The organism is Arcobacter iocasae, assembly GCF_042214795.1.
GTDB classification, from domain to species: domain Bacteria; phylum Campylobacterota; class Campylobacteria; order Campylobacterales; family Arcobacteraceae; genus Arcobacter; species Arcobacter iocasae.
In genome coordinates, this window is sequence record NZ_CP090177.1 from 65,443 (window position 1) to 83,514 (window position 18,072).

Sequence of the window (18,072 nt, forward strand, 5' to 3'; positions counted from 1 at the left end):
TTCTACTCTGATAAGTGATATTGAACTACATAGTCTCTCATTAATGGTGGTACATCTAAATAATTATCTTTATCTGTAATTATATTTTGTTTAGCTCCATCTGAAGGCTCTTGTTCTTGTTTTTTAGGTTCTGGTTTAGACTCAAATCCAGTAGCAACTATAGTAATTTTTACTTCATCTTTTTGTAAAGAATCATCTGAGGTTGTACCAAAAATAATCTCTGCATTTGAATCAATAGTTTCATGTATTTTTTCCATAACATTATTAATAGCAAACATAGAAATCTGTGGATGAATATTAAAGTGGATTAGGATACCTTTTGCACCACTTAAAGACATCTTATCAAGTAAAGGAGAGTTTGTAGCAGCATCTAAGGCTTTAATAGCTGCATCTTCACCTTTTGCTCGCCCTATTCCCATAAGAGCCATACCTTTATGTTGCATAATAGTTCTTACATCGGCAAAGTCAGTATTAATATCGCTATTCCCTGGATTTAAAATAACTTCACTCATACCATTTACTGCTTGGTATAAAATATTATCAATGATTTTAAAAGCATCTTTCATACCGATATCTTTATCAACGATATCAAGAAGTCTATCATTTGGCACTACAATTATAGAATCACTTACTTTTTTTATCTCTTCAAGACCAAGATTTGCCAATCCAGCTCTTTTTTTACCTTCCCAAGTAAAAGGCTTAGTTACAACAGAAACAGTTAAAGCACCTATTTCTTTAGCTGCTTTTGCAATAATAGCAGCAGCCCCTGTTCCTGTACCACCTCCTAGACCAGCTGCTATAAAAACAATATCAGCACCAGTTAAAGTACTTTTTATCTCTTCATAACTTTCAATTGCTGAATCTCTACCAACTTCTGGTTTCATTCCAGCACCTAGACCTTTAGTTAGCTTTGCACCTAATTGTATTTTTTTAGGAGCTCTTGAGATATTTAAAACTTGTAAATCTGTATTAGCTGAGATTAAGTCGATTCTTCGAGTACCCTCTTGAATCATGTGATTGACCATGTTACAGCCACCACCACCAACTCCAACAACGGTGATTTTTGCTACATTATCTGACAAAGTTTTGTTTGGCATTTCTACTGTTATATCGTCCACTCTAAATAATCCATTATCCATTAAAACCACTCCGAAACTTTATTCCAAAATCTAGCCATACCTTTACCTTTGTTTGTTTTCGATATTTTAGGTAATTGAGTAGGATCTTCAGTTTTAAGTTTTATATCTACATTTGACTTGTTTCCAGGCTGTCTAACATCTCTTTGTATTTCCCTTGCCTCTTCTTTTGGAATGGCTTTTTTCTCTATTATTTTTCTTCTAAGTTTTTTATTTGAGTCTAACTCAAAATTTCTATTTTTATCTAAAGAATAAAAAAGAAGTCCCACAATTGTAGCCATAGCTGAATCATCAAAATTCATATAACCATTTTTGATATTTTTAGGATTTGCCACTTTTACAGGTTGGTTTTCAAAAACTAAAGTTGCTAATTCTCTAATACCTTTTAGCTTACTCATCCCACCTGTTATAACTATCCCTGCATCTAAATTATCAGCAATTCCACTTCTACTTAATTTTTGTTTTACAAGGATTAAAGTCTCTTCAACTCTTGCATGAATTATATTTCTAATATCAACCAATGAGATTTCTTCAGTTACTTGTTCATCCCCAATTCTTGGGATTTTTATCTTTTTAATAGCTAATTGGTCATCTTCACTATTATTTGAAAGTAAGCTTCCATATTTTATTTTTATCAGCTCTGCTGCATTATGAGGAGTATGAAGCATCACTGATAAATCATTTGTAATATGATTTGAACCAACTGGTATAAAATCAGTATATAAAATAGAACTACCTTTATAACAAACAAATTCGGTAGTTGTACTTCCAATATTTATTACTAAGCTTCCAAATTTATTTTGTTGTTCATCTAAAACTGAAATTGCAGTTGCATATCCATTTAAAACGAAGTTTGTAATTTCTATATTTGATTCTTTAAAAGCTGATTTTAGATTAGTTAAAGCAGTTCTTTTTGCAGTTACAATATAAACTGATACTTCAAGTCTTGCTCCATTCATATTTAAAGGATTATCAACATCTGCTGAATCATCTACTTTAAAAAATATTGGGAGAACATGTACCACTTCATATTCAGGCACGATAGTTGCATTATATAAAGCCATTTGCATAACTTGATTTATCTCATGTTCAGTGATTATTCCATTCGGAACATTTACACTTCCCATACTTCTTATACCTTTAGTATAAGAACCAGATATTGCAACTACTGTTGACTCAATAGGCTCAGAGGTACTTCTTCTTGCTTTTAGTACAGCATTTTGTATAGATTTTGAGGCTAACTCAATATTTGTAATAAGCCCCTTATTTATTCCATCACTCGCTTCAATTCCTGTACCTAAGATATTAATTTTATAGTCTAAATCGTTTTTAGCAATAATTGCCGTAACATCAGTAGATCCAATATCTATTGCGAGAAGAGTGCTACCCAATTTCTACTCCTTTGAATCTGAAGAAGAGATAACTTCATATTTACTTTTAAGATTATTTATCAAATTATTCATTAACTCTGTTCTTTCTAATTTTGATAAAATATCATTTACAGATGAGTTTTCTTCTTTTGTTATATTATCAGCTAGTTTACTTGAATTTACTTTATAAACTACTACTTTACCACCTACTTCAATTTTTCCTTCTTTTTCAGAAGATGTAAAAAGTTTATTTAAAAAAGTATAAGCTTCATTACTATTTAAACCTTTGATTTTATTAATTGATGCTCTATTAACAAACCCTAAGTCTTCACCTGTGAAGTTTTTTAATTCATTTGCTACTAAAACTTTCATCTTATCAGTTCTTTTGATATCTAAATAATCAGCTTTTACCATATCTTTTGATAATTCATAAGAAAGAGGTTTTGGATCATTTTTCTTGATTACTTTTACAATTGTAAAACCATCTTTATCTTCAAAAGGTTTTAAAACAACACCTAGTTTTGAAGTTTTGATTTCATTTATATTTTCAGCAGAAAAAGGTAATTTATCTTCATAAATTGTTTTAGTTTCATCAAATTTGATTTCATCTTTTTTAAGAGCTAAGTATTTTTTTAAAGCATCTTTTTTTGATTCTTTTAAACTAATTACTTTTATCATATCATCTTTTGCTTCATCAAAAGTTTTTAATTTTCCATCTTCTTTTTTATAATCCGTTTTAAATTTAGCATAATGCTCTTTTAATTCATCTTCACTTGGAGTAATAATTTTTAATGGTAATTTAGAAATTTCTAAATCATAAGAGTCTGTTGACAAATATTTTATTTTATTTATTGCCCAATACTCTTTTAACTTTTCTTCTGTTACATCAATATTGATTGATTTAGGATCTAATATTTTAATAGATACATCATCTTGTGCAAATAATAGTTTTGCTAAATTATTTACTTCATTAGCTGTTGGAGTAAAGTCTAATAATGATTCAACTTTTTGTAAAAGTAAATCTCTTTTTAAAGATTTTTCATAAGCAACAGGTGTAGTACCATTTTGAGATAAAACTTTTACATAAAGTTCTTTATCAAATTTTCCATCTTTAATAAATGAAGGCATTTGAACTAACTCTTTTGCAATATCTTTGTCAGTTACTAATAAACCTAAATCATCAGCATAAGATAAAATAAGATTTTTTTGAATAGCTAAACTTAAAGCAGCATCTGGAAGACCAATTTTTTTTGCCATCTCTTGATTAAATTTATTTCCATAAACTTGTGAATACTGTCTATACAAAGAAGAATATTCTCTTTGATACTCATCAACACTTATCTTTCTATCACCTACAACTGCTACAGAACCAGAAGAACTTCCATATTGATAACTTCCCCAACCAACGAAACCAGCGCCCACAAACGCTATCACACTTATCCAAATTGTAATTACTAACCACTTTTTATGTCTTTGCATCCAAGTTAACATTCTATTAAAATCCTCGATAAAATTTTAGATATATTACTCAAATGTAGCTTTTGAAAATGTTAAACCACTTAGCTTAACAAGTCATTTATTACAGATTCTCTTTTTGTAGTCTCTATTCTTTTACAAGCACCCTTAAAAGCATCCTCTTCTCCTACGATATAACACATGCTTTTAGCCCTAGTAATTGCTGTATATAATAGCTTTGTATTGTGCATAATATAGTGTGAGAAGCTCATTGGAATAAGGGCATTATCATACTCCATACCTTGGGTTTTATGAATAGTTAAACAATAAGCAAGGGATAAAAGTGAATCTAAATCATCAAAGTCATAAAATACTACCATATCATCATTTGGATATAAAACAATACATTTGTTCTCATCAAAATCAAGTTTAATTATAAGTCCCAATTGTCCATTAAAAACTCTTCTTTCTAAATAATCACTAGAACCCGTTCTATACATTTGCATAGTTTGTGCTCTCATATTTTCATTTTTTATATGAATTACTTTATCACTTAGTTTATATTCATAAAGTTTTGTTTGTTTTGACTCTTCCCTTGAGCTATTAAATACTTTTTGTAATTGAATATTTAGGTTCTCAGCACCTAACATTCCACCTTTCATAGGGGTAATTATTTGAAAAAGAATAAGCGCTTTTGATATGTCTTTAGCCTTAATTAATTTGTAAAATTCTTTAATATATGCACTTGATATATTTAATATCAAACTTAATATCATCTCAGAATTTTGACCTCTTAAATTTGAAAATTCTCCTTGCCCTAAAGAGTTTTTTGAAGCATAATAATTTGATATAGATACATCCATAAATTTAAAATCTTCATAATTTCCATTATATTCTGGCACATTTCCCTGTCTAATTTCATTTGCAATAACTGCAATTGCTTGGTTTTCATTTTGTCTATATATTTTCGTAAGCTTACAAATAGGTGCTAGTTCATATTTTATAGAATCACTTAATATATTTCCAGCACCAATAGCTGGTAACTGCCCATCATCTCCTACTATTATAAAAATAGTGTCTTGACCAATTTTTGAAATGATTTGATAAAACATCACAGAATTTACCATTGAAGCTTCATCAAGTAATATTACTTTATAAGGGAAATGTTCATTCTCTTTATGTTTTACAAAAAGGGATTGTATAGTTGAGCTATTATAGCCTGTAGTATCTGCTATTCTTTGAGAGGCAATACCACTTAAAGCAATAGCGATAATATCATCATAAGAGTTTATCTCTTGAAGAAGTTCAAGAATTGCCCTACTTGATGTTGATTTCCCTGTTCCTGCATAACCTATTAAAAATAGTGTTTTATGACCTTCATTTATAAGTTCTACTGCTTTTCTTTGCTCTGGACTTAAAGTAAAACCTAAAGTTTTCTCTTTTTTATCTAAATATTCAGTTATATTTGAAACTATTTTTTTCAAATACATATCATTTTCTCTAGCTTTAAAAAACTCTAAAACCCTTTTTTCTGCAAAATATAACATAGATGGAGCATATCTATTCTCTTTTGTTTTATAAATATCTTCATCAAGTTCCATTTTTGCTATTGCATTTTCATATAACATCTCTTCATTTTGGAATCTCAAAGCTTCATCTAATAATCTAAAAAGATGATACTTATCTATTGAAGAGTTTCCATTATTATCACAATACTCTCTTAATGTATAATTTAAACAAGCCATAATTCTAAAATCTGATCTTTCATCTATTCCTAAGGCTTTTGCTATTTCATCAGCTCTTTTAAATCCTATACCTTTTATACGAATCAATACATATGGATTTTCTTTAATCACTTCAATTAGATTTTCTACTTCACTAAACTCTGAGTAAATCTTTGTAATAAGATTTGATGTAACTCCAAACTTTGATAAAAAAGAACCAAGTTCTCTTAAGTGTTTAAACTTTTGCCATGATGATTTTATAGTTGTTAGTTTTTTCTCTCTTATCCCTTTGAAGTTTAAAAGCTCTTCTGGCTTGTTATTTAAAACTTCTACAAGTTCTTCTTCTGAGTACTTTTCCAAGAGTTCTAAGGCTACTTTTCGCCCTATTCCTTTAACTATTTTTGTTAAAAAGAAATAAAGTTCTTGCTCTTTTAATTCTAAAGTATCAAAGGCAAATTGGATTCCATATTTTTTGTGAGTGACCCAATTACCCGTTAAAACAATATTTTCACCAACAATTTTTTCAATATCAGTATCAAAATATGTTCCACATATCTTTTGGTCATTATCCAATACTGCTATACAAAACCCCGTATCTTTATTCGAAAATAGTACTTTTTTTAATATTCCTGAAAGTTTAAAACTTTTATTCTCATCCTGCATTAATATCCATCATCAAATTTTTTATGTTTATGTTTGTCTTTTTTATAAGCATTTTGGTTTTTATCTTTTTGAAGTAAATTTGCCTCTTTTAAAAGTCTGTTTTTCTCTTCTTCAAAATCATCGCTATGATTTTCCAAATATAAAAGCGTCAAATCTATAAATTTTTTTAGACTAAGTAAATAAGCAGAAGTTAATTCTACTTTTTTTACTCTTTTAGTATCTTCAAAGTTTTTTAATGTTCTTTGTTTAAAAATCTCAAAATCAAAATCTTCTAGTTTTAGTAGGGAAACAGTTCTAGTAAAAAATTTTTCTAAAACTCTTATATATCTTATTCTTAGTTGTTTGTCGTGTATCATTAAAACAATTCATTTATTTTTTCTAAAGGTCTTGCAATAACAGCACTCCCATCTTTTATAATAATTGGTCTTTCAATTAGTTTTGGATTAGTTATCATTGCTTCGATTAACTTTTCTTCATCATTTTCATCTTTTAAATTCAATTCTTTGTAAATATCTTCTTTTGTTCTCATTAGTTCTCTAGCACTCATACCTAGCATTTGAAGAACTTCTTTCATATCTTCTTTTGTTAGTTTTGCATCTAAATATTTAATAACACCTAAAGCTATTTTCTTCTCTTGTAAAAAATTTAAAGCATCCCTTGATTTTGAGCATCTAGGATTGTGCCAAATAGTTATTTCTTCCATGGTATCTCTCCTATTATTATTTTTACTTTATTATACCAAAAAAGATTTATGATTTAATTTTATGATATACTTTGTAGTATGTTAGTCTCTACAAATACACAACTTAATATACTAGTAGCAAATAGTACAAACAAAGTCTTAAAAGAGGTTTTGAAAGAAGCTGATGTTAAAACTTTGATAACTAGTCAAAATAAAGACTTAAATGTTTCTACCTTATTAAAAAGTCTTTTTAGTAATATCCAAAATAATTCAAAATCAAATGAGACCATATTAAACTTACTAAAAAATTCAAATTTGAATAAAGATTTAGGTTCCTTTACCTCAAATTTACAATCTCTTGTAAAAGCTCTACCAGATGATAAAAGCACTGAACAATTAAAAACATTTTTACAAAAATTTTCAATCACACCAGAACAAACCACATCAAAAGAAGTAAAAGAACAAATACAAAAAAGTGGTATATTTTTAGAATCAAAACTTTTAAATCAAGCAACTAATCCAAACAATAAAAATGAAAATAGCCTATTAAATGATATGAAAGCTGTTTTGCTTAAAACAAAAGCCCAACTAGAAGCACAAATTAGCACCCAAAGTAAAACACAAGTCTCTAATCAAAAAGTTGAAACCACACCACAAAACAGTAATCAAGCTATTACACAAAGTGTTAGTAAAGAAAATATCAATATTCCTGAAACATTAAAACAAATAGACAAACTTTTAATTCAGATAAAAAACCTTGAAACTCCTAATATAAAAGAACAAGTTGTAAAACCTAATATAAGTAATGAATCAAAAACAACACAACAAGTAAGTCAACAAACAACTACAACAAGTGCTCAAAGTATCAAAAGCGATTCTATTTTATTAAATGACATCAAAAATATTTTAACTAAAGTTCAAGCTCAACTTCAAGGGCAAGTCTCTAATCAAAAAGTAGAAAACACACTACAAAACAGTAATCAAGCTATTACTCAAAGTGTTAGTAAAGAAAATATCAATATTCCTGAAACATTAAAACAAATAGACAAACTTTTAATTCAGATAAAAAACCTTGAAACTCCTAATATAAAAGAACAAGTTGTAAAACCTAATATAAGTAATGAATCAAAAACAACACAACAAGTAAGTCAACAAACAACTACAACAAGTGCTCAAAGTATCAAAAGCGATTCTATTTTATTAAATGACATCAAAAATATTTTAACTAAAGTTCAAGCTCAACTTCAAGGGCAAGTCTCTAATCAAAAAGTAGAAAACACACTACAAAACAGTAATCAAGCTATTACTCAAAGTGTTAGTAAAGAAAATATCAATATTCCCCAAACACTTAAACAAATAGACAAACTTTTAGTTCAGATAAAAAACCTTGAAATGCCTAATATAAAAGAACAAGTTGTAAAACCTAATATAACTAATGAATCAAAACCAACACAGCAAATAAGTCAACAAACAACTACAACAACTAATCAAAGTATTAAAAGTGATTCTCCTTTATTAACTGACATAAAAAATATCTTAACTAAAGTGCAAGCTCAACTTCAAGGGCAAGTCTCTAATGAAAAAACACAAAGTACTGTTGATAATCCTTCAAAACAAGTAGAAACAACTCCCCAAGGAAAAGAGCAACAAATAAAAAGCACTGTTCAAAGTACTTCTCAGCTTCTACAAATGAAAGTACAACTAAAAGAAGAAGCCAAACCACAAGCTCAAAACTCAATCAAAGAAAATATAAATGTCAAAGATACTTTAAAACAAATTGATAAAATATTAACTGATATAAAAAAAATAGACCTGCAAAACCCAAAAGATGCAGCTGTAAAAATTGCCACAAATTTAGATGCAAAAACAGCTCTTCAATCAAATACTTTCTCAATAAAAACTGACTCACCTGTTTTTAATGATATAAAAACAGTTTTATCAAAAGTACAAGCACAACTTCAAAATCAAATTCAGAATCAATCAAAAGATATTGATGAAATAAAACCCCATATTTCTAAAGATGCTGATCCAAAAGAGATATTAAAACATGTAGATAAACTTTTGACCCAAATTGATTATCACCAACTTTATTCAATCGCGAACTCTTCAAATAATGTATATGTTCCTTTTTTGTGGGATTTACTTGAAGATGGTTCAATTGATATAAAAAAAGCCAATGATGAAAAGTTTTACTGCTTGATTGATTTAACACTAAAAGACTTAGGAAAAATAAATTTACATCTTTATTTATATGAAGATGATAAACTAGATATTTCTGTTTTTGTGGAAAAAGAAGATACAAAACAATTAATAAGACAAAAAGCAACAAGTTTGAGACGAGAGTTAAATGGTACAGGTATAAGTGTGATTGGATTGAACATACATACATTAAAAGAAGATACAAAACAAAATTTTTATAAACAAGATGATGATTTTGATTTTGGTGTAAATATCAAGGTTTAAAATGGATGAACAAAAGAAAATATTAAAAGTCGCAGCTTTAAAATATAATATACAAGATGATACTGCACCAAAAGTTGTAGCAAAAGGAAGCGGTGAACTTGCATCTAATATTATAAAAATAGCAAAAGAGAATAATATTCCCATAAAAAAAGATGAAGATTTAGTTGAACTTTTAACAAAACTAGATGTAAATCAACAAATTCCAAATAACTTATATAAAGCAGTTGCAGAAGTTTTTGCTTTTATTTATGACTTGTCAAAGCAAAATAAAAACTAATGATATCCTAGTATAAGACTATTTATAATATAATCAGCAAAAAATATAATAAGACTGCTAATTAAATGAAAAATATACTATTACACAATCCTTACTTTATATTCTTTTTAGGAATTTTTACAGTCTTTGTAAATATTATTTCATCTGTGCATTTTTTCCCTATTTTAATGGCAGGTATAATTTTTTTAGCCTTTTTAAAATCTATTAAATATCAATATTATTACTCTTTAACATATTTGATAATAGTTTTTTTATTTATAGAATACAATAATGGTTTTTTGCCATTTTCTTTTACCTTTCTATCACTATTTATATATACTTTTATCTTGCCAAGTTTAAATAGAGTTATTTCCTTGCATAACTTAAATAATTACATTTATATATTAACTTTTTATATAGGTGTTCTTTTAGTTTGGTTTTTTTCTAATGATTTAAATTTTAACTTAGTTAGATATGTTATATTAAATATTGTGATTGATTTCTTAATTTACGGACTATTTCTATGAAAAAACGGCTCAATTTAATTCTTATCTTTATTGGTATTGTATGCTTACTTTTAGTATATAGATTATATTATTTAAGTATAAAATCAAATACATATTATGAACAACTATCAAAACAAAACTACATAAAAAAAGTTTATCAAGCACCTTCACGAGGACTTATCAAAGATAGAAATGGAGTTGCCCTAGCTATCAATGAACTTGGATTTTCACTAAGTATTAAACCACACTTGCGTTCATATAAAAATAAACATATCTTAGAAGAACTAGTTAATACAATAGTTACATATTTTCCAGATTTTGAAAAAGACAAATTAATCAAAAAGTACAATAAGTTAGATTCTCCTTATAAACACGATTTTGTTAAGATTATTGATTATATAGCTTATGACAAATTTTTTGATAAATATACTGTTTTTAACTCATTAGATAATTTAAAAGTAGAATCAGCAGTAAAAAGAAACTACCCTTTTAAAAAAGTTGCAGCACACATTATTGGATATGTTGGAAAAGCTTCTAGAAAAGATATTGATGGTAATCCTATTTCTAGATATAGTGGAATAATTGGTAAAAATGGTTTAGAAAAGTATTATAACAATATTTTACAAGGTCAACTTGGATATAAAAAAGTAAAAGTAAATGCCCTAAATAAAGAACTTGAAGTATTAGAAGAAAAAGATGTAACAATTGATAATAATATCACTACAACTATTGATATTAAACTTGAACAATACATTCATGATATTTTTGATCAAAAAGCTGGTGCAGTAATTGTAATGAATGTAAATAATGGTGAGATATTAGCAGCTGCTTCTTTTCCAGAGTTTGATAATAATGTATTTGTAAATGGGATTTCATATAAAGAGTGGGATGATTTACAAAATGATATCAATAAACCATTTACAAATAAGATTACAAATGGTATGTATCCTCCAGGAAGTGTCTGGAAAATGGGTGTAGCTTTAGGCTTGTTGGAAAATGGAATAAGTAGGAATTTCAAAGTAAATTGTACAGGAACATATGAATTTGCAAATAGAAAATTTAGATGTTGGAAGAAAGATGGACATGGAATAGTTGATTTTATTAAAGCTATTAGAGAAAGTTGTGATGATTTTTTCTATAAAGCTAGTCAAAAAGTGGGTATAAATAAGATTAGTGAAACAATGGCAAAATTTGGATTTGGGGAAAAAACAGGTGTTGACCAAATGTATGAATTCATTGGAATCAATCCAAATGAAGCTTGGAAAAGAAAAAAATACAATAGAGCTTGGTTTACAGGTGAAACACTTATTTCCTCTATTGGACAAGGCTCTGTACTTGTAACACCTATGCAAATTGCAAGATATACTTCTTTTTTAGCAACTGATAGATTAGCTACTCCTCATTTCTATAAAGATGCTTATGAAGAACCTAAAAAAATAGATATTGACCCAGAAAACTTAAAACTTGTACAAAGAGGTATGTATGAAGTTGCAAATGATAAACATGGAACTGCTTATTGGCACTTAAGAGGTATAAATCCTAAAATAAAAGTTGCTGCAAAAACTGGAACTGCTCAAGTTATTGGAATAGATCAAGATGTTAAAAAAAGAGTTCATGAAAAGGACTTAGAATATTTAAAAAGATCCCATGCTTGGTTGACGACATATGGACCTTTTAATAATCCTCAATATGCTGTGACAATATTAGTAGAACACGGTGGACATGGTGGAAGTGCAGCAGGAGAAATTACAACTAAAATATATAATAAATTAATAGAATTAGGTTACATAAAAGTAAACTAATTCTAAATAGACTTCATCTTAGCTAGCTCTTTTCCTATAAACTCTTTTTCATTTGCTTTTGAAACAATCAACTTAGAAATTTCATCTGTAATCATTGCCATATTATTAGTTTTAGATGCAATATTAGCATTTTCTTGGGTTTGTCTATCAAGTAAATTTACCGCATGATTAATTTGTTCAATTCCTAATAATTGTTCCCTTGATGCAGTTTCAATATCAGAAATAAGTTCAGTTGTTTGTGATACATTGTTATATAATAACTTATAACCATTTTTCATCTCATCTGCAATACTTTTCCCATAATTTGCTTTTAAATTTGCACTTTCTACTATCTTTTTTATCTCTTTAGCAGCTTCTGCACTTCTTGAAGCTAAGTTTCGCACTTCTGCAGCAACAACAGCAAAACCTTTTCCTGCTTCTCCAGCAGTTGCCGCTTCTACTGCTGCATTTAATGATAAAATATTTGTTTGAAATGCTATTTGATCAATTATTGTGATTGCCTCATTTATTGAACTTACTTGTGTATTAATTTCATCCATAGCAATTGTTGTTTTATTTGCTAGTTCTTCACCAACATGAACAGAGCTAGTAACTTCATTTGAGAACTCTGACATTTTTACTATAGTTTCAGTATTTAACCTAATATTTCCAGTTATTTCTTCAATTGCAGCAGCTGTTTCTTCTATACTTGCAGCTGCACTTGTTGAACTTTCATTTAATTTTTGAACACTATCAAGCAGCTGATTAGAAGTATAATCTAAGGTTAAACCATTTGATTTATTCTCATATAAAATTTGAGAAATCAAATCTGTAACATTATTTAGTGCCAAAATCAACTCCCCACTTTCATTCTCAATTTTACTAGTAAAATCTAATTTTGAATACTTATCCAATACATAGGTTATTTTGTGAAGATCTGAACCTAACATATCATGAAGCTTATCTACAAGATTATTTATTGTTTTTGCTATGTAGTTTAACTTTTTATTAGAAGTATTTGTATAATGAATTTTATCTGAGATATATCCATCTGATAATTTTTCTGCAATTAACATAATCTCACCAAAAACTAAAAGTTCATCTTGATTTTTTCTACACATTTTTTCACTTATAACAGATAATTTATCTATTATTTTTTGATTAAATCCTGATGATTTGTAATCTATCTTTGGTAAAGAATTTATTTCACCATCAACAAACTTTTCAAAATTATCAAAAATTTCTAATATTTTATTTTCACTTGTCTTATTAAAAAACATATTATTGAAACCTTCTTCTATTTCATAGTTTTATATAAATTAATTGCAGTATTTATTTCTTCATCTGTAGGTTTAACTCTTACTGATATATATCTTAACTCTCCAGTAGGAGTTCTTGAAGGATAAGCAGTAGCATTAACCCAATAAAAGCCACCACTTTTTGTAATATTTTTTACAATACCTTTCCATACTTTTCCAGACTTAATTGTCTTCCACAAGTCTTCAAAGGCTGCTTTTGGCATATCTTCATGTCTTACATAATTATGAGGTTTTCCAATTAATTCAGTTTTTGTATAACCAGCTATTTCACAAAAATCATTATTTGCATAAACAATAATTCCTTTTGTATTTGTTTCTGATACTATCATTGTATTTTCTGATAATTTTATTTCTTGTGACAAAATAATCTCCTTACGAAACTAAAAAATTCATTTTCATTATTTTTATACTTAATAATATTTTAATTATATATTTATATTTATTAATTAAGTTTAAATTAATAAAATAATATCTGAATATAATTTCATATATTCTTAAATAATGATACTTTAATTATTTGAACCATTTTTTATAAATTTTTTCATAAGTATTATCCTTTGTAATCTCAGCAAATAATAGGTTTAACTTTTCTCTTAAGTTATCATTATTCTTTTTTAAAGCTATTGAATACTTGATTGTACAAATAACATCGCTTAAGATTCGAAATTCATTACTATGGCTTTCAACTTGTTCTTTTGCCCAAGTTGAACCAGCAGTAACAGCATCTATATTATTAAAAGCCAAAGCCTTTGTTAACTGTGGATATTGTGAAAAAGTAATTGTTAATACATTTGGTTGTATTTTTAAAAAATTAGTTAAATAATTTGTTCCTTTTAAAGAACCCACATGCATATTGTCCATCTCTTTTAAACTCTTGACACTATTATTGCTATTTAATAAAACAACTTGTTCATCTAAATAATAAGGCTTAGTAAAAATTATATTTTTATTACTCTCTTTATCTTCTACCATTCCTGCAAAAAGAATATCTAATTTGTCATCTAAAAGCATTTTTTCTTTATTAATAGAGCTTACTTCTATGAATTGAACTCTCAAATCTAGTTTATTCATCATAGTTTTAATTAAATCAATATCAAAACCATCAAGTCTACCATCATTATTTATAAAACCAAAAGGCTTATAATCGTATTTAACTCCAACTCTTATATATCCATCATCAAGAATCTCTTTTAAATCTTTCGAAAAAGAACATTGAACTATCAATATCAAAATAATAAAACTTTTCATAATATGTGTATGCATAATTCATTCCTTATTATCCAATTATTAAATTTATCTTAAATAATTTAATTCATTATAATATAGTTTTCCTGAATTATCTTTTGAATTTAAACTTTTTTTAGTTATCATTCCTTTTTACTTTTCTAAGGATACTAATTGAGAATTATATTAGCACTTTTTATATTTTCTATTTCACTTTTTGCTGCTGATAATTTACCAGTAATAAATCTTTCAATTGCATCAATAGATCAACCTGCACAATTTGTAAAAACAATAAATATTGCTATCATTCTTATTTTACTAGCAATGGCACCAACTCTACTACTTATGGTGACAAGCTTTACAAGACTTATAATCGTATTATCATTATTAAGACAAGCTATGGGACTTCAACAAGCACCTCCAAATCAAATCGTAATATCTATGGCACTTATTTTAACTATATTCATTATGGAACCATATGCTAAGGTATCTTATAATGAAGGTGTTAAGCCTTATATGGAAGAAAAGATTGGTTATGAAGAGGCTTTTGCCAAAAGTGTAAAACCTTTTAAAGAATTTATGATAAAAAATACAAGAGAAGAAGATATTGCCCTTTTTTATCGTATTAAAAAAGAAAAAAATCCTAAAAATATAGATGATGTTTCACTTACTCTTTTAATGCCTGCATTTATTGTAAGTGAGTTAAGAACAGCCTTTGAAATAGGATTTTTAATATTCTTGCCTTTTTTAGTTATTGATATTATTGTAGCTTCTATTCTGATGAGCTTAGGTATGATGATGTTACCTCCTGTAATGATATCCCTGCCCATAAAGGTTATCTTTTTTATTATCATTGATGGCTGGCAACTTATTATTGGAAATCTCGCACAATCTTTTAAATAATACTTTTAAGCTACCTTTTTGCTTATCTTAATCCTAGATAAACAATTAATTATACATCTCCTACTAAATTAATTTAACAAAATAACCCAATTATAATATTAACAGTATATTAATAAAATTTTATATTATTATAAAATTAGTCTAAAGTCTATTGGAGAAATCATGAAGCCATTATCAATTAAAACAAAAACTCTAGCATTTATTACTATTATAATTATTATAATGTCAATAATAATTTCTCAAATAGCAATTTATGAGATAAATACATTAACCCAAGTACAAGCTAAGCAATTTAGAGAGGGAGAGTATGAAGAAAGAACACAAGAACTAAAAAATCATATTGAAATTATTAACAATCTTATTTCTCAATATGAAAAAGAATATGGAGAAGAAGGTAAGAAAAAGGTAATAGAAAAAATCAGAAATATAAAATATGGTAAGAATGGATATTTTTGGATTACTGATTTAAATATGAGAATGGTAATGCACCCTACTAATTCAGCGCTTGAAGGAAAAGATTTAACAAAAGATGTTAATTTTGTAAATAATAATGTTTTTGATCAAATGAGTAAAATAATTAAAGATAAAGGTGAAGGAAGAATAGACTATGAACTACATAAATCTAATGATTCAGAACCAATTGCAAAATTTTCCTACATCACATTATTTAAACCTTGGGGATGGATAATAGGAACGGGTACAAATGTAGATGATGTAGAAAAAACTATTCTTGAAATGAAAATACAAACTAAAAATCAAATAAGTGCAATCATATTAGAAGTATCAGGGTTTACTCTACTCACAGTTATAATTTCTTATATCCTAGTAATTTTTGCATTTAACAATATTGTTAAAAAACCACTAGAGATGTTTAAAGATAACTTTAAAAGATTTTTAGATTTTATTACAATGGTTGATAATAAATATACACCAAGTGAAGTTACTAATTCTGATGAAATAGGAGAATTAACTTTACTATTAAATGAAGTAGCATTGGAAATTGATAAAAAATTAAAAGATGACATTAGAGTTATGGGAGAAGTTGTATTAACAGCAGATAAGGTAGAACAAGGTATTTATAAGTGTAGAATTCACGGGAGTTCTGAAAACCCAATGATATTAACTTTAAAAAATACACTGAATAAAATGTTAAATATTCTTGAACATAATATGTTAAATGTAAAAGATACTTTAGATGAGTACATAAATGGTGATTTTAGAAATAGAGTTATTATAGATAAAAGTCTAAAAGAAGAGATGCTTGCAGTTATGACAAGAGTTAATGGTCTAGGTGATGCCTTAAGCCAAAGTGCAAAAACAAATTTATCGAATGGACAAGCCCTAGAAAAAAACTCTTATAATCTAACAAACTCTATGGAAAACTTAGCAAACAAAGCTAATGATCAAGCTGCTTCACTAGAAGAAACAGCCGCCGCAGTAGAGGAAATAACATCAATAACAAGAAGTAATGCCAGTAATGCTTCAAAAATGTCAGAGCTAGGACAGACAGTTAAATTATCTGTTTCAAAAGGACAAGAGCATGCAGCAAATACAGCTTCAGCAATGGAAGAAATCAATCAAAAAGTTTCTGCAATCAATGAAGCAATTAATATAATCGATCAAATTGCATTTCAAACAAATATCTTAAGTCTAAATGCAGCAGTTGAATCAGCAACAGCAGGAGAAGCTGGAAAAGGATTTGCAGTTGTAGCACAAGAAGTAAGAAATCTAGCATCTCGTTCTGCAGAAGCAGCACGAGAAATAAAAGACTTAGTAGAAGATGCAAATGATAAAGCTATCGAAGGTAAAAAAATATCTGATGGTATGATTACTGATTATCAAGAATTGAACAAACATATTTCAGAAACAATTCATATTATTGAAGATGTTTCATCAGCTTCAAAAGAACAAATGAATGGAATTGAACAAATAAATGATGCAGTAGCAAAACTTGACAGTGTAACACAAGAAAATGCAAGTGAAGCAAACAAAATTAAAAATATATCAAGTGAAGTTTCTAATATGGCAAATGACCTTGTGGAAGATGCAAAAAATAAAAAATTTAACTAAGGAGTTAATATGACAGAGGGAAAAGAAATAGTTTTAGATAAATCTGCTTTCTTGGTTAGTGAAACTGATGAAAAAGGTATCATTCGATTTGCAAATGACACATTTTGTAAAATTGCAGGGTATACACTTGATGAACTAATTGGACAACCCCATAGTATAGTTAGAAGTAAATATATGCCCAAAAAAGCATTTCAATCTCTTTGGGATACTGTACAATCTGGTAAAATATGGACAGGATATGTAAAAAATGCCACTAAATCAGGTGATTTTTACTGGGTATATGCAACTGTTTTTCCATTTGAAAGTTGTAATGGTTCAACAGGATATTTATCATGTAGAAGAAAGCCCTCTGATAAAGAGATTCAAGAAGCTGAAGAATTATATGCTATTTGGAATAAAGAAGAAGGGAAATAGAAAATATTTCATACTTATTTTTTATTAATAATTATAAGAAAATATAATATATAGTTTTACATTATTTTAATTAATAAAACATTATAATAACTTTTTAAAAATAAAG

Annotated in this window: 14 protein-coding genes and 1 pseudogene; 6 read left to right on the forward strand and 9 right to left on the reverse strand. The window is 27.5% G+C overall.

Features of this window, described 5'->3' with window-relative positions; genetic code table 11:
- Positions 1-2: 2 nt before the first annotated feature.
- From ftsZ to arsC, 6 genes are all read right to left on the reverse strand, one after another.
- Positions 3-1,139, reverse strand: a complete 1,137-nt coding sequence (gene ftsZ, locus LXN10_RS00345; RefSeq protein ID WP_375723981.1) for a cell division protein FtsZ — start codon at positions 1,137-1,139, stop codon at positions 3-5.
- Positions 1,139-2,527 carry a cell division protein FtsA gene (gene ftsA, locus LXN10_RS00350; protein WP_375723982.1) on the reverse strand — a complete coding sequence of 463 codons (1,389 nt, stop codon included), beginning with the start codon at positions 2,525-2,527 and terminating at the stop codon, positions 1,139-1,141. Before ftsA ends, ftsZ begins: the two co-directional genes overlap by 1 nt.
- A 3-nt stretch (positions 2,528-2,530) precedes the next feature.
- Complete coding sequence (locus LXN10_RS00355) at positions 2,531-3,997, reverse strand: peptidylprolyl isomerase (protein ID WP_375723983.1); 1,467 nt, start codon at positions 3,995-3,997, stop codon at positions 2,531-2,533.
- A gap of 68 nt (positions 3,998-4,065) precedes the next feature.
- Positions 4,066-6,348 carry an AAA family ATPase gene (locus LXN10_RS00360; RefSeq protein WP_375723984.1) on the reverse strand — a complete coding sequence of 761 codons (2,283 nt, stop codon included), beginning with the start codon at positions 6,346-6,348 and terminating at the stop codon, positions 4,066-4,068.
- Entirely contained in the window at positions 6,348-6,704 is a 357-nt protein-coding gene (locus LXN10_RS00365) for a hypothetical protein (RefSeq protein ID WP_013135734.1), read from the reverse strand. The genes LXN10_RS00360 and LXN10_RS00365 overlap by 1 nt, the downstream gene beginning before the upstream one ends.
- Positions 6,704-7,051 carry an arsenate reductase (glutaredoxin) gene (gene arsC, locus LXN10_RS00370; RefSeq protein WP_375723985.1) on the reverse strand — a complete coding sequence of 116 codons (348 nt, stop codon included), beginning with the start codon at positions 7,049-7,051 and terminating at the stop codon, positions 6,704-6,706. Before arsC ends, LXN10_RS00365 begins: the two co-directional genes overlap by 1 nt.
- Before the next feature lie 78 nt (positions 7,052-7,129).
- Here arsC and LXN10_RS00375 point away from each other — a divergent pair, with 78 nt between their 5' ends.
- The 3 genes from LXN10_RS00375 to mrdA all read left to right on the forward strand — a co-directional run bounded on the left by LXN10_RS00375 (position 7,130) and on the right by mrdA (position 12,057).
- Positions 7,130-9,493, forward strand: coding sequence for a flagellar hook-length control protein FliK (locus LXN10_RS00375; protein WP_375723986.1), 2,364 nt, complete (start codon positions 7,130-7,132; stop codon positions 9,491-9,493).
- Between the two features lies 1 nt (position 9,494).
- On the forward strand, positions 9,495-9,770 hold the full coding sequence (locus tag LXN10_RS00380; RefSeq protein ID WP_375723987.1) for an EscU/YscU/HrcU family type III secretion system export apparatus switch protein: 276 nt from the start codon (positions 9,495-9,497) through the stop codon (positions 9,768-9,770).
- Between the two features lie 502 nt (positions 9,771-10,272).
- Positions 10,273-12,057 (forward strand): penicillin-binding protein 2, encoded by a 1,785-nt coding sequence (gene mrdA / locus LXN10_RS00385; RefSeq protein ID WP_375723988.1) that lies wholly within the window; start codon positions 10,273-10,275, stop codon positions 12,055-12,057.
- A 2-nt stretch (positions 12,058-12,059) separates the two neighbouring features.
- On the opposite strand, the pseudogene LXN10_RS00390 reads toward mrdA, so the two are convergent.
- The 3 genes and pseudogenes from LXN10_RS00390 to LXN10_RS00400 form a co-directional block, all read right to left on the reverse strand.
- A pseudogene (locus LXN10_RS00390) lies at positions 12,060-12,599 on the reverse strand (methyl-accepting chemotaxis protein); the annotation flags it as partial.
- A 734-nt stretch (positions 12,600-13,333) separates the two neighbouring features.
- Positions 13,334-13,717, reverse strand: coding sequence for a PAS domain-containing protein (locus LXN10_RS00395; RefSeq protein WP_375723989.1), 384 nt, complete (start codon positions 13,715-13,717; stop codon positions 13,334-13,336).
- Between the two features lie 151 nt (positions 13,718-13,868).
- Complete coding sequence (locus LXN10_RS00400; RefSeq protein WP_375723990.1) at positions 13,869-14,618, reverse strand: substrate-binding periplasmic protein; 750 nt, start codon at positions 14,616-14,618, stop codon at positions 13,869-13,871.
- 135 nt (positions 14,619-14,753) lie between these two features.
- On the opposite strand from LXN10_RS00400, the gene fliP reads away from it, so the two are divergent.
- The 3 genes from fliP (at position 14,754) to LXN10_RS00415 (ending at position 17,966) form a co-directional block, all read left to right on the forward strand.
- A complete protein-coding gene (gene fliP, locus LXN10_RS00405; RefSeq protein WP_375723991.1) occupies positions 14,754-15,482 on the forward strand; it encodes a flagellar type III secretion system pore protein FliP in 729 nt (242 codons plus the stop codon).
- A 162-nt stretch (positions 15,483-15,644) separates the two neighbouring features.
- On the forward strand, positions 15,645-17,552 hold the full coding sequence (locus LXN10_RS00410; protein ID WP_375723992.1) for a methyl-accepting chemotaxis protein: 1,908 nt from the start codon (positions 15,645-15,647) through the stop codon (positions 17,550-17,552).
- 9 nt (positions 17,553-17,561) lie between these two features.
- Positions 17,562-17,966 (forward strand): PAS domain-containing protein, encoded by a 405-nt coding sequence (locus LXN10_RS00415; RefSeq protein ID WP_375723993.1) that lies wholly within the window; start codon positions 17,562-17,564, stop codon positions 17,964-17,966.
- Positions 17,967-18,072 lie beyond the last annotated feature (106 nt).

What these genes read in the sequence shown, in the direction of transcription:
- LXN10_RS00360 (WP_375723984.1), bottom strand. Translation starts at nt 6,348, where the DNA reads ATGCAGGATGAGAATAAAAGTTTTAAACTTTCAGGAATATTAAAAAAA.
- LXN10_RS00400 (WP_375723990.1), bottom strand. Translation starts at nt 14,618, where the DNA reads ATGCATACACATATTATGAAAAGTTTTATTATTTTGATATTGATAGTT.
- mrdA (WP_375723988.1), top strand. Translation starts at nt 10,273, where the DNA reads ATGAAAAAACGGCTCAATTTAATTCTTATCTTTATTGGTATTGTATGC.
- LXN10_RS00365 (WP_013135734.1), bottom strand. Translation starts at nt 6,704, where the DNA reads ATGATACACGACAAACAACTAAGAATAAGATATATAAGAGTTTTAGAA.
- LXN10_RS00355 (WP_375723983.1), bottom strand. Translation starts at nt 3,997, where the DNA reads ATGTTAACTTGGATGCAAAGACATAAAAAGTGGTTAGTAATTACAATT.
- LXN10_RS00380 (WP_375723987.1), top strand. Translation starts at nt 9,495, where the DNA reads ATGGATGAACAAAAGAAAATATTAAAAGTCGCAGCTTTAAAATATAAT.
- arsC (WP_375723985.1), bottom strand. Translation starts at nt 7,051, where the DNA reads ATGGAAGAAATAACTATTTGGCACAATCCTAGATGCTCAAAATCAAGG.
- LXN10_RS00375 (WP_375723986.1), top strand. Translation starts at nt 7,130, where the DNA reads ATGTTAGTCTCTACAAATACACAACTTAATATACTAGTAGCAAATAGT.
- LXN10_RS00415 (WP_375723993.1), top strand. Translation starts at nt 17,562, where the DNA reads ATGACAGAGGGAAAAGAAATAGTTTTAGATAAATCTGCTTTCTTGGTT.
- ftsZ (WP_375723981.1), bottom strand. Translation starts at nt 1,139, where the DNA reads ATGGATAATGGATTATTTAGAGTGGACGATATAACAGTAGAAATGCCA.
- LXN10_RS00410 (WP_375723992.1), top strand. Translation starts at nt 15,645, where the DNA reads ATGAAGCCATTATCAATTAAAACAAAAACTCTAGCATTTATTACTATT.